Annotated in this window: 16 protein-coding genes; 12 read left to right on the forward strand and 4 right to left on the reverse strand. The window is 35.8% G+C overall.

The window, feature by feature from the left end:
- Positions 1-69: 69 nt before the first annotated feature.
- Complete coding sequence (locus QGM71_RS14840; RefSeq protein WP_327608341.1) at positions 70-1293, reverse strand: IS110 family RNA-guided transposase; 1224 nt, start codon at positions 1291-1293, stop codon at positions 70-72.
- 589 nt (positions 1294-1882) lie between these two features.
- Here QGM71_RS14840 and QGM71_RS14845 point away from each other — a divergent pair.
- The 3 genes from QGM71_RS14845 (at position 1883) to QGM71_RS14855 (ending at position 2978) form a co-directional block, all read left to right on the forward strand.
- Entirely contained in the window at positions 1883-2191 is a 309-nt protein-coding gene (locus QGM71_RS14845; protein ID WP_327608342.1) for a hypothetical protein, read from the forward strand.
- A 97-nt stretch (positions 2192-2288) separates the two neighbouring features.
- Positions 2289-2600: a hypothetical protein gene (locus QGM71_RS14850; RefSeq protein WP_327608343.1), complete on the forward strand. Its 312-nt coding sequence runs from the start codon at positions 2289-2291 to the stop codon at positions 2598-2600.
- A gap of 117 nt (positions 2601-2717) precedes the next feature.
- The gene (locus QGM71_RS14855; RefSeq protein WP_327608344.1) at positions 2718-2978 is read left to right on the forward strand and encodes a hypothetical protein; all 261 of its coding nucleotides are present in this window, start codon (positions 2718-2720) and stop codon (positions 2976-2978) included.
- 57 nt (positions 2979-3035) lie between these two features.
- On the opposite strand, the gene QGM71_RS14860 is transcribed toward QGM71_RS14855, so the two are convergent.
- Positions 3036-3731: a tyrosine-type recombinase/integrase gene (locus QGM71_RS14860; protein ID WP_407703038.1), complete on the reverse strand. Its 696-nt coding sequence runs from the start codon at positions 3729-3731 to the stop codon at positions 3036-3038.
- 78 nt (positions 3732-3809) lie between these two features.
- Between QGM71_RS14860 and QGM71_RS14865 the strand changes: the two genes are divergently transcribed.
- Together QGM71_RS14865 and QGM71_RS14870 are read left to right on the forward strand one after the other, a co-directional pair.
- The gene (locus QGM71_RS14865; RefSeq protein WP_327608345.1) at positions 3810-3959 is read left to right on the forward strand and encodes a transposase; all 150 of its coding nucleotides are present in this window, start codon (positions 3810-3812) and stop codon (positions 3957-3959) included.
- A 382-nt stretch (positions 3960-4341) separates the two neighbouring features.
- Positions 4342-5205: an IS3 family transposase gene (locus QGM71_RS14870; protein WP_327608433.1), complete on the forward strand. Its 864-nt coding sequence runs from the start codon at positions 4342-4344 to the stop codon at positions 5203-5205.
- A 1-nt stretch (position 5206) separates the two neighbouring features.
- On the opposite strand, the gene QGM71_RS14875 is transcribed toward QGM71_RS14870, so the two are convergent.
- Entirely contained in the window at positions 5207-5368 is a 162-nt protein-coding gene (locus tag QGM71_RS14875; protein WP_327608346.1) for a tyrosine-type recombinase/integrase, read from the reverse strand.
- Positions 5369-5572: 204 nt separating this feature from the next.
- On the opposite strand from QGM71_RS14875, the gene QGM71_RS14880 reads away from it, so the two are divergent.
- From QGM71_RS14880 to QGM71_RS14890, 3 genes are all read left to right on the forward strand, one after another.
- Complete coding sequence (locus QGM71_RS14880; RefSeq protein WP_327608347.1) at positions 5573-6424, forward strand: GNAT family N-acetyltransferase; 852 nt, start codon at positions 5573-5575, stop codon at positions 6422-6424.
- A 151-nt stretch (positions 6425-6575) separates the two neighbouring features.
- Positions 6576-6989, forward strand: a complete 414-nt coding sequence (locus QGM71_RS14885; RefSeq protein WP_327608348.1) for a hypothetical protein — start codon at positions 6576-6578, stop codon at positions 6987-6989.
- A gap of 189 nt (positions 6990-7178) precedes the next feature.
- Complete coding sequence (locus QGM71_RS14890) at positions 7179-7388, forward strand: helix-turn-helix transcriptional regulator (RefSeq protein WP_327608349.1); 210 nt, start codon at positions 7179-7181, stop codon at positions 7386-7388.
- 539 nt (positions 7389-7927) lie between these two features.
- Here QGM71_RS14890 and QGM71_RS14895 read toward each other — a convergent pair.
- Positions 7928-8086, reverse strand: a complete 159-nt coding sequence (locus QGM71_RS14895) for a hypothetical protein (protein ID WP_327608350.1) — start codon at positions 8084-8086, stop codon at positions 7928-7930.
- A 399-nt stretch (positions 8087-8485) separates the two neighbouring features.
- Here QGM71_RS14895 and QGM71_RS14900 point away from each other — a divergent pair, with 399 nt between their 5' ends.
- The 4 genes from QGM71_RS14900 to QGM71_RS14915 are packed head-to-tail and all read left to right on the forward strand — an operon-like array spanning position 8486 to position 11837.
- Complete coding sequence (locus tag QGM71_RS14900) at positions 8486-9451, forward strand: ornithine cyclodeaminase family protein (RefSeq protein ID WP_327608351.1); 966 nt, start codon at positions 8486-8488, stop codon at positions 9449-9451.
- Positions 9452-9492: 41 nt separating this feature from the next.
- Positions 9493-9708, forward strand: coding sequence for a hypothetical protein (locus tag QGM71_RS14905; protein ID WP_327608352.1), 216 nt, complete (start codon positions 9493-9495; stop codon positions 9706-9708).
- Between the two features lie 50 nt (positions 9709-9758).
- The gene (locus QGM71_RS14910; RefSeq protein WP_327608353.1) at positions 9759-11189 is read left to right on the forward strand and encodes a sodium:solute symporter family protein; all 1431 of its coding nucleotides are present in this window, start codon (positions 9759-9761) and stop codon (positions 11187-11189) included.
- 39 nt (positions 11190-11228) lie between these two features.
- Complete coding sequence (locus QGM71_RS14915) at positions 11229-11837, forward strand: hypothetical protein (RefSeq protein ID WP_327608354.1); 609 nt, start codon at positions 11229-11231, stop codon at positions 11835-11837.
- Positions 11838-12213 lie beyond the last annotated feature (376 nt).

Consider the following 12213-nt stretch of genomic DNA (forward strand, 5'->3'; position numbering starts at 1 on the left):
GCAGCCCGTTCTTTTTTTAAAAAAAAGGAGAGCGCCTTAATTCGTTAATCTATTGTACAGAAAATTGCATTAAGATGCTTCTTGTTCTGCTATTGTAACTGTATAGCCTAGACTTTCAAGTCGACGTAAGGAATGTCGAACAATGGATTGTTGTTTCTGTTTATCAAAGTAGTCTTCGCCTAAGTCTACATACATTTCTTTACGTGTTAAGAGATAATAGGAGATACGTAGAATGGCGTGTGCCACTACGATTCCTGCGCGTTTCTTACCTTTCCGTGCTGCGGTTCGTCGGTAAAGTGCGCCAAGATAGTTTTTAGATCCCCTTACAGAATGGGCTGCTTCGATTAAAGCTGATTTTAAGTATTTGTTTCCGTTTTTGGTTTTAGACTTTTTCCTTTTTCCTGCGCTTTCGTTATTTCCAGGAACTAATCCAGCCCATGAACACATCTGAGATGCACTAGGGAATTGGTTCTTAATATCTGTTCCAAGTTCAGCTAGCATTTGTTCAGCCATCCGAGTTGCAATGCCAGGAATAGAATCCAATCTCTCAATATCATCTTGATATTTGCATACTCTATCAGCTACTTCTTGATCTAACATCTCAATTTGGTCTGATAAAAAATCAATGTGTTTTAAGATCGTTTTTATCATGAGCCTTTGATGAGGGCTGATATAGCCTTTTAGTGCTAATTGGAGTTCATCTTTTTTCTTTTTCATAGTACGTCGAGCGAAGTTCGCAAGTATTTCCGGATCATCTTCACCATCAGCTATCGCATTAAGCATATCCCGGGCAGAAACACCCATGATGTCTGAAACAACAGAACCTAATTTAATGTTAGCTCCTTCTAGTACCTTTTGAATTCGATTATGTTGCCTAGCACGTTCTTCAATAATGCTTCGACGATACCGAACAAGTTCACGAAGTTCTCGCTGGTTTCTGTCAGGGATATAACTAGCTTTTAGTAAACCATGACGGAGTAGTTTCGCTATCCATTCTGCATCTTTGACATCCGTTTTTCTTCCAGGAACAGACTTAATGTGTTGAGCATTTACGACAAGAAACTCTATGTCTTCTGATTCTAGTAAGTTAACAATTGGTTTCCAGTAAACACTCGTGCTTTCCATAGCAACGTGGGTACACCTATGCTCCTTGATCCAATCAATCATCTGAATAAGAAACAACGTCTTAGTAGAAAATGTTTCAATCTCCTTTCCTTCTGGAGTTACGATACAGGCAGTAATGTTGTCTTTATGGACATCCATACCACAGGCTCTTTCAATGATTATATCCATTGAAAAAACATCCTTTCTACGGCATATATTATTGGAGGCTGGTGCAACAACCAGAACAGGGATTAATCTACCATGAGTGCTTCCCGAAAGGGAGCGACAGTCAGTGATGCACCGTGGTCGAAGGAGTCAGACTAACGGATGGGCTCTCACGCACCATAGTTGATCGACCTTCCTCATCCAGCCGTAGAATCAGTATCGACGCAGCGAATCATTTTCATTCTCTGTGGTGTAGCGCTGGTCTTGCGCTACATGAATGACTAACGGGTGCGTTACTACAATAAGTCGTGACGTTTTTTTAGTAACGAGGCAGTTTTTTTGAATAAGAATAAGTACCAGAATGAGCGTTTTATTAATACTTAAATACAATGAATAAACTCCTTTATCAGTTGGAAATATAAAGACGAGGTGGTTAAAATTGAAGAAGTATGCGGTTATAATAGTTAGTTTAGTTGCTATGTTGAATGTTTAACCGAATAATACCATTGCTAAAGAATATACACTATCTGCTGATTGTAAAGAAGAAATCGAGCAAAGACATAATCAATTTCTCGATAGTGTGTTTGATGATGTATTAAATACTTATAAGTATTTGAATACGGAAAAAGATGATGACAATGTATTTTATTTCACTATGGAGGACCTATTTCATATAATCACTTTAATTGGTGAATCAAATGAAAGTATTGATAGTTTGAATCAGTTTTTTATTGGCAAAAGTATGGGAGAACGTCGAATTTATTTTTTTGGGGAACCAAAATATTCTTATCTATTGTATAAAGACACGTCTCATAATAATGTAATGGTAAAACTTAAGAGAGTGGGTGGTAAATGGGTAGAAATTGGAAAGAAAGTGAAAAATGGAAAAGTAATTGAATTAGACCAACCAAAATGCAACTAATCCACTAACTGGTGCAATAATGGAATAGAATTGTATGGGAATCAGGGGCATTTTATGAAATACTATTTATAGTAATAAGTAACGGAGGGTTTGAAAAATGGGTATAAAAAGGAAGTTAGGAATATTAGTATTAATGTGTACTGCTGCTTTTACGTTTATTGGGTTTGCACAAAAAGAGCCATACAGTCTAGATGGAGTTGTTGATTCTGTATGGGGTAAATATAAAGTGCAAAGTACCCAAGTTGGTGAATTTGGGGAATCTAGTGAAAGAGAACCTGCAATTTTCGTAGATGTTTATGATAAAAATGATATACCAAAAGTTGAGAAGTACCTAGAAGATAATTTATCTAAAGATGATTTAGCAAAATATGAAATAAATGTGTTTTCTAATAAGGGAATACATTATTAAATCAGTTTTCAACTAACTGGTGCTTTTCTTGAAAAAAGGAACAGCACCCTTATTACGTTAATGTCGAAGGTTAGTTGAGATAGTTAGATAATAAAGGTTATTCAGGAGGTGGGGAATATGTTCTGGTTAACATACGGAGTAATACCTGTAATCATTATCGTCATCATTAATTTAATATTATATAAATTTGTTAACAAGCTAAAATACTTATTTTCTATATTTCCTGTTCTTCTAACGCTGTATTTTTTCATAAGGTTTCTGGACAGTCCTCATAGTCTAGAAGGTGCTTATGAGTTTATTTGGGGAACGACTTCTTTTGGTGTCGGCGTTATTAGTTTTGTTTTCACGAAACTGTTAGAGAAGATCTTATTCAATTAAATGGTGCAATAGTTGAAAAAAGCAACGCTGTTATAATATGCGTTGCTCTTTAATATTCTAGAAATATTTTCTATAAAACTCTTGCCGTAGTCTACCACTTAGTTCTGCATAAATTCTTGTAGTTTCACTTTTTTCGTGACCTAGCAGACTTTGAATAACTTCTAGTGGGGCACCATTATTTAACAGGTGCGTTGCGTAACTATGCCTTAACTGGTGAGGGTGAATGGTTTTATTTATTCCTGCTCTTTTGGATATTCGTTTAATTATATACCTCATCTGAGCAATGCTCATTCTATGTGGAGAGCGTTCTGTAGCAAAGATTGCTGGATCATTATCGAATCTGCTATCTAGATATTTCTTAAGCCAAATATCGCAACGGATATTAAAGTACACTTCTCGTTCCTTATCTCCTTTACCACGAACAATAGCAGATTGATTTCCCCAATTAATACTATTTCGATCCAAAGAAACAATTTCTCCTATTCGACAACCAGTAGAAAACATGAATTCAAATAAGGCTTTTTCCATTGGAGAAAAGCAAGCGTCCCTTAAATATTCGATTTCTCTTTCAGTAAGAAAATTCGGAATGCGTTTTCCTACTCTTGGTTCCTTTATTTTACTAGCAGGATTTAACTCAATGATCCCTTCTTCGTGTAGCCAACGAAATAGGGAACGTATAAATCTAATACGGTGTGACAAACTTGAAGGTTTTAAATTATTACTTGATTCAGCTAAATAATTCTTCAGTTGTATGGAGGATAGGTTACACTTAGTTGGACAGAAAAAATAAGGGCAAGTAGAATTATAAACAATGAGTGAGGAGAATCTACTATGTCCCAAAAAAGAAGAACGTTTACAACTGATTTCAAAAAGCAAGTGGTAGCTTTATATGAAAGTGGGAAAAGTCGCCAAGATATTGTCAGTGAATATGAATTAACTGCATCTGCTTTAGATAGGTGGATTGCTGTATTTGGCATTTAGTTTTTGTATGAAATGGCAATCGGCATTATAAGTATGGCAGTATATATATTCATACCCAAAGTAACTTGACATGGAGCCTCTGTGGTAAAGGTCAAGGGCAATAGGGCAAGGGTTGGTCTTGCTTGGCAAATTAGCCTACCGCCACCACTTCTCCATGTAAAGTTGTATTTATACAGGATTTATTGCATACGCCCGATTGCCAAATGGTACATTTTTTAAATGCCATTAACAGGATTGCGCAATTTCAACAGTCTGGATCTTTTAAAGAAAAGGACAATCGAAGCCCTAAAGAGCAAGAGTTGATGGAATTAAAAAAAAGAAATAAACAGCTAGAAATGGAAGTCGATATTTTAAAGCAAGCCGCGCTGATCATGGGACGAAAATAGATGTGATTGAAAGAAATCGACAGAAATATTCGGTATCAGCATTGTGCGAAGTCCTTCAATTAGCTCGGAGCACTTTTTACTATGAAACAGAAATAGCAGCCCAAAAAAAACATAAAAAAGCTGCAGAAGAACAAAAATTAAAAGAAGAAATACGATTGATTTTCAACAAAAACCGTCAAGTATACGGAACTCGTAAAATTAAAGATGCCCTATTTAAAGCAGGTCATACGGTCTCCAGACATCGCATAGGTAGGTTCATGAGGGAACTTGGGATTCAATCGAAATATGCACAAGCGTCCTACAAGCCAATGATCTCCCGACCAAATGAAGAATCCATTGGAAACGTGTTACACCGGGAATTTCAAGTAGATGAAGAGATGTCTGTGTTGGTCAGTGACTTAACTTATGTCAAAGTAGGCAAACATTGGAACTACGTCTGTTTTTTAATAGATTTATATAATAGAGAAATAGTTGGTTACAGCGCTGGTGAGCGCAAAGACGCAGCTTTAGTTCAACGTGCCTTTGCGACAGTCAAACGTCCATTAGGAAATGTGAAATTATTTCATACAGATCGTGGATCTGAATTTAAGAACGTTGGTATCGATGAATTATTAAGTAACTATCAGATTAAACGCTCTCTGAGCCATAAAGGGAATCCTTATGATAATGCGGTGGCCGAAGCGACATTTAAGATACTAAAAACAGAATTAATCAACGGAACGCACTTTCTTACCCTTGAACAGCTCGCTCTTGAACTTTTTGATTATGTTAATTGGTACAATAATATCCGATCACACAGCACACTTGGTTACCTAAGTCCGGTAACATATCGAAATTTAGCCCTTAAAAAAGTTGTTTGATTTAGTGTTGACATACCATGGTTGTTATCTTACTTATATTGATATTTCCAAAGTAATCCATAAGTAGCTTTGCTTGCAGCCTATAAGCTTTTAAAGTTTGTGCTGAAAAACCCTCAATTCTCTTATCTGCCTCATAACTCATTGCAGCATCCGATAATAACATAACTGCTCACTCCCTAAAATATTATTATCAACATCTTTACCACTAAGTTGAATAAAATAAGTTTTTAAAATATTCGGGTGGATTGAGTAGAATTTAATGTTAGAATTAAGATATGTTATTGAGCTAACGCAGCAAAATAGTTGAAGAAGAAAAAATTTATTCATTGTTGAACCAGTAAGTAACTTCTGATTGGGGAGTGACAAAGTGAGCATAGCTGTAAAAAAAGAATTAGCAGAGAGATTGGAAAATGCAGAAATAGACGCTTTGAGTTCTAGACTAACAGAGATACAAAAAATTGATAGAAACCCAATGAGTGTGGAGATTAAAAAGTTTGGAAATGCAACAGCATTTTCAGTAAAGAACATACCAGGTCCATCTTTTAATACAGTAAAAGGGTTAAATGCAGGTGATGAAAAACATATAGAAAAGATAATAGATTTTTATAAACAAAAAGAGATTCCTGTTCGGTTTGAACTAACTCCAGCACATACTTCTTCAGAATTGCTAACTTGTCTAAGTGAAGCAGGCTATTATCATAACGATTTTCATACAACTCTTTATACTCAACTCTCAAGAGAATTGGTAACTATTAATAAGCTAAATGAACAAAAACTTACAATCCGTAAATTAAAAAGACAGGAATTTGGTACTTTTGCTGAAATCTATATAAAAGGTTTTCAAATGCCGCCTTTCTTAAAAGACGGAATAGCTCAAAATAATGAAATACTTTATGATAGTGAAAATTGGACATTTTATTTAGCTAGCTATGAAAACGAACCTGCTGGGATAGGGGTTTTGTTCGTAAACGACCGTATAGCTACTCTCGCTGCGGCGGCTACCATTCCATCTTTAAGAAATAAAGGAATACACGCTGCTTTAATTGAACACCGAATCCTTCAAGCTAATCAACTAGAATGTGATTTAATTGTGGGACAAGCGAAATTTGGTTCCGTCAGTCAAAATAATATGGAAAGAGCAGGATTAAGTATAGCTTATACAAAAGCAATATGGAATAAAAAAAAGGTTCTCATTCAACAAACGGGTGCAAGAGTTTGATAAGGTGTTGGTGATTTTCTACCTGTTCTTATTAAGCTAACTAGCAGTATTGTATGATAATGGATAGGGGGTATCTTTTATTAAAAAAGAAAAAATTTTCGCAATAGTAATCAGTGTTATCTTGATACCGATATTTTGGATATGTAATATAATGAACCCAGCACCTGGTCAAACATCGGGGAATGGGAACCCTGCAATTTTATTATTAGGTGTTATTTTAATTATGTTTTGCTGTCTAGTGTATTTATGGAATAAAATTTTAAATGATTACACTATCAAACCTCTTGTATTATCTATTGGAGTTTCAATTACCCTTATTCACATAGTGATTTCAATCTTATATCAAAGAAATGCCTTTCTAAATTATCGAGATGTTTTGACGGAAACTTACAAAAAAGATTTTGGATTTGTGGATTGGCAGTATATTGAGAGCATCACTTCTTTTTTGTCTATACACGTTAATAAGCAATACTTTAATTTAAACACATACTTTATGTTTTTATCTGCCTCCATTCTCCTTTCTCTCATAGCCTATTTTGGTAAAAAGTTAAGAAATGGTTGGTGATAAAGGTCTTCTTCAACTAAATGTGCGATTGCGGAACAAGTGCAATCGCTTCTTGTGCTAAGAAGGAGAATACTTTAAGAAGAAACCAACAAAAATGTAAAAAGTATTAGACATATTTGTTGGTTCCTTTATAATTGGAAATGTAAAATGTTTTATACATTTTGAGGCGATAAAGGAGATTAAAGATTATTGAAAAATAATATAAAAGTGAGTAGAAAATCTTTGAAATTGTCGCAAGAGGATTTAGCTAATCAGTGTAATGTTACACGCCAAACAATTAATGCTATTGAAAATAATAAATATGACCCCACACTATCATTAGCGTTTAACTTAGCACGTAATCTTCGTACAACGGTTGATGAGTTATTTATTTTTGAGGATGAGGAAAAGACAAAATAAAAGGATGGGAAATAGATGTTATTATGAAAAATAGAAGTATTATCTATGTAATATTGTTGCTTTAAATGCAAATTGCGTATTTTGGACTGTATAAATGGTTTGTTAATGGTGAATTAAGACTTGATACAATTATTTTCTTTTCCATTTTAATTACATATTTGTTTAATTACATAGCTAATGGAAGAACAGAAATTTAAGACCAAGATGAAAGAGAAGATTATCTATCTAAAAAGGCATCAGGGTGACTCTTATTTTAGTTTAGTTTAGTTGTCTGCTAAGAAATAATATTATTTGTAACTGAAGGTACTGGGATGCTTATGGATTGGAAGAACATCCCTCTGGTCATCTGCTTTTCATTAAGTTTAGTCATTTATCCGATGGTTAGAGCAATTATATTTGTGAATAATTTGGATTATCACCACGTTATCGGAATACTTAGTTTTCATAGTTAGCATTCTTTTTTTTGGGTTTAATTTCTATAGATTACAGAACAAGTAGAGCAGACAATTAACTGACTCATCTTTTTGTGAATATTGCCATCATGTAGATCCAGCCCTGCCATCTTTTTGATCCACTAAGATAGATTGTTGAAAATAGGTTTGCAGGCCTATTTGGGGGTCTTGACAAGGAGCCTCTGTGGTAATAATTTTTGGCAATAAACGGCAGCTAGGAGCTTGCCTGGCATGAAAGCCTATCATTACCTCTTCTCCTTGTTAAGACCGTTTCCAAATTTTTATATCAGGTCAATAGTACTGGATCTCTTCATGGCAGAGGAGGATCAAAATGATGTCCTAAGTGGATCAATTTTATGGCACAGGTGGTTCATTTCAATGGCAATATTCATTTTGTGCAGTGTGCACGAACATCTTAATTATGGATGAGCTCCGCCGCTATAGTATTCTTCTGTAGCAGATCATGTTTATAACGAGAAACAGCTACCAATAGGTCATTAATTTTTAGTTAAAATGACCATGGATTTTACTGAATAATATAATTACAGTTCTAATAGGATGTAATATTAGGAATTATCGAATTATGTTGCTCGAGGATGTTTATAATCTGAATGGTACTTACATCAATAATGGAGGTAAACTATTATGTTATTTTTAAATGAAAGCGCTATCAAAGAGGCTGTTACCATGAAGGATGTTATTGATGCTATTGATGAGGCATACAAAGTCTATGAATTGAATCAATTTCAAATGCCTACACGAATGCAAGTTAACGATGAAGATAATACGCTATTATTAATGCCATGTTTAACAAAAGATGCTATCGGAACCAAACTGGTAACCTTATTTCCAAATAATAAAGAGCATCCGACACTTCATGGCCTAGTCGTATTAAATAATAGTGAGACAGGTGCCGTAAAAAGCATATTGGATGGAACATTCTTAACTGGAATGCGAACAGGAGCTATCGGAGGATCAGCAGTAAGGCATTTAGCAAAAGAAGATGCTACTAAGCTAGCGATAATTGGGACAGGGGTTCAGGGTCTCTATCAGGCTATCGCTGCATGTGCAGAACGATCTATTACAGATATCTATCTGCATAATCGTTCACCAGAAAAAATACCTGCTTTCAAAGAAACATTAGAAAAATGGATTGGATCAACTGTGCAGCTCCATGCAACCGAATCCGTTGAAGAAGCTGTATCCAATGCGGAAATAGTTATTACTGCCACAACGTCCAAAGAACCCGTTCTCCCAGACAATTCAGGCCTACTTGAAAATAAACTTATTATTGGAGTCGGCTCCTTTCAACCTACCATGAGAGAATTTCCTAAATCACTTTACCAATTGACTGACCAAATATTTATCGATACGGACCATGCTATTGAGGAGTCAGGCGACCTTGCCACACCACTGAAGGAAGGTTGGATCACGCACGATTCCATACAAAAAATGTCCACCTACCTTTTATCAGAGACGAAAATGGCAATCGACAAGGAGAGTACCGTTGTATTTAAATCAACAGGTATGGCTTTATTTGATGTCGTTGTAGCAAATTTAATTTACGAGCAGGCACAGGGGAAAGGGATTGGAACCAAACTGTCATTGTGATAGGAATTAAGAATAAAACATAAATGAAAGGAGATTTACGTATGAAATCTAAATCCAAGCTTTCAGATCCTGGAATAATTTTATTGGGTGTATTTCTTTTCTTTGCAGGGATTGTATTGATTTGGTGGCCAACAGATGTCTATTTGATGGGGATATCTTTAGCCGGATGGCTGATGTTTTTCAGCTATGTCGTATGGTTTGCCTTGGCTGTTGTCTATGTTTACTGGATAGAAAAACTCGAAAAAAAGGAAAGTTAGTCTTTGAAATCCATACCTAAAAAAATTTAGAGAATTGGAGGGAAAGATATATGCAAGTAATGGAAGCAGTCATATTGGGAATTTACCTTCTTGGAATGACATTAATAGGAATTTATTTTACAAAACGCGCGCATTCATCGGAAAGTGATTATTGGACTGCAGGTAAAAGTATTAATACGTTTGTTGGGGCTTTTGCACTGTTTGCTGCCTTAGCTAGTTCCAGCTCGTTGATGGGTGCGGTTGGTTCAGGTGTAGCACTCGGAGTTCCATTTCTTTTCGCTTACGGCTTTGGTGCAGTGGCCATTCTGCCTTTTACTCTGTTTTTAGTATCAGGACAAATAAGGCGATCTGGTGTCAGCACATTACCAGAATTTTTTAAACAGCGATTCGGTAATTCGGTTCAAATCATCGCTGTCGTAATTGTTGTAATTGGTATGACGTTCTATATGGTCCCACAATTAACGGCATCTGGACTCATCGGCTCCTATGTGTTAGGAATTGATTATACGACGGCGGTAATTGTTCTGGGGATAGGGTTTACCCTTTACGCGGCACTTGGTGGCATGTGGGCAATTACATACACGGACCTTATTCAAGGAGCAGTTATGTTAATTGGTATGCTCGTACTGGCGCTCATTATATTAACGCAGCATAATGGTTTCGCATCTCTAATTCAAGATGCTTTAGCAGTTAACCCAACTTTTGGTGAAATAACCCAGCCATGGATGTCCTACTTTGGATTATTTCTAGCATTCTTATGGTTCGGAATTGTTTCTCCCTCAGCTGTTATGCGAAATTTTGCTTCACGGGATGCAAGGACTGCACGTAGGTCAGCGATGTGGGCCTGTTTGCTTTATTTAATGGTATTTGTTTTCGGTTTAGTTATTGCTTCGGGTGGGGCAGCGTTAGGTATTATTGATAGTCTGGCCAATCAGGATATGATATTTGTTTCCGTTATTGAACATTACATGTCACCTATTTTGGCAGGTATTCTGTTTGCAGGTCTATTAGCAGCTATTATGTCGTCTGCTGATGCTATGTTATTAGCCATTTCGGCAGGTGTTGCTCGCGACATTTACAAAGAATATCTAAACAAAGAAGCCTCGGAGAAAACGGTAACGAAAATAGGGTTTGTTGTAATGATTGTAGCAAGTATTGTTGGAATAATTATTGCAATTAATCCACCACAATTAATCGCTATCATGGTTGGTTGGGTTGGTGGTGGTCTCTTGTCTGCTTTTGGATTTCCACTCGTTTTGGGAATCTGGTGGAATAGAGCTAACACGGCTGGAGCTTTGGCGGGAATGATTGGTGGATCGATTACATTTTTAATTTTAGTTATCACCAAACCACTCGCATTAGTTGCTGAGCCTATTATTGCTGCACCAGTATCCCTAGTTTTAATGGTCGTGGTGAGCTTACTAACTAATCCTCCATCAGCAGAAATACAGGCTAAAGTAGACAGTTACCATTCCGGCTAGGTAAAAGCAAAAGACTAGCTAAATAGAGGTGAATATACGATGGCAGAATTACAACTAATAAGAGAAGATATTGTGCTGTTAGGAAGTAATACATTAATTCAGGAAGAAAATTTGTGTAAGTATATGTACAAGACACTAAATTGGTCCATGAAGGTAAAGAAGGGAATCAACACCGATTTCCTGAAAAGGAATATCCATAGTAAAGAGTTGATATATCATCCGATTTGGTTAGCAAAATTATTGGTAATCGCTGATAGAAAACCATTTAAACCAAAGAAGATTCCTATGATGTGCTTTGTCGATGCTGTATCTGGATATCGTGGATTACTCACAACTGTACCAAAAACTACAGACCACCCAATAGGATCGACCAAAGTAATAGCACCACGAATTGATAAGTCAGAGGAAGTACAAAAATATATTAAAGATATCCAACATACGCAAATCAATCGTTCGTATGTATTAAAAAAACCAGAGCACAAAATAGTAGAAAAGTTCCTTGTACATTTACCCATATGGAAGGTACAAGTAGAAGAGGGTTCATTTAAAAAAGTGTTTATGATCAATGCAAATACAGGTGAATCTGAAGAATATATGAGTGACCAATGGAAAACCGAAAAATGGATTAACAACAGGAAGGTGAGATAAAGTAGTTGGTTGCTAGTTGATATAATATTGATACTAATAACTATATCGTTTGAGGTCTATGGAGTATTGGAGAAACAACTCACTGCAAGCGAAATGAATGCGTTAAGGTAAAAACAGCGAGATTGGATAAAACACAGAGATGAAGTGGCAGAAGAGGAAGCATTACAATTTAAAGGCGGTTCGCTGGAGTCTTATCAATATACGGCTGCACAAACAAGCAGAAGTTACAAAAGAAAGATGTTATGAGTTAGTAGAGGTCTATTTGGATCAACAGGTCTATAAAAACGAAAGAAACAAATATAAGAAATAGCCCAGATCGGTAAATTTACCCATCTGGACTGTTTTATTTTTTAAAAACTATAACAGCTCAGAAATT

The sequence above is a fragment of the Virgibacillus tibetensis genome, assembly GCF_036026595.1.
GTDB classification, from domain to species: domain Bacteria; phylum Bacillota; class Bacilli; order Bacillales; family Amphibacillaceae; genus Virgibacillus_P; species Virgibacillus_P tibetensis.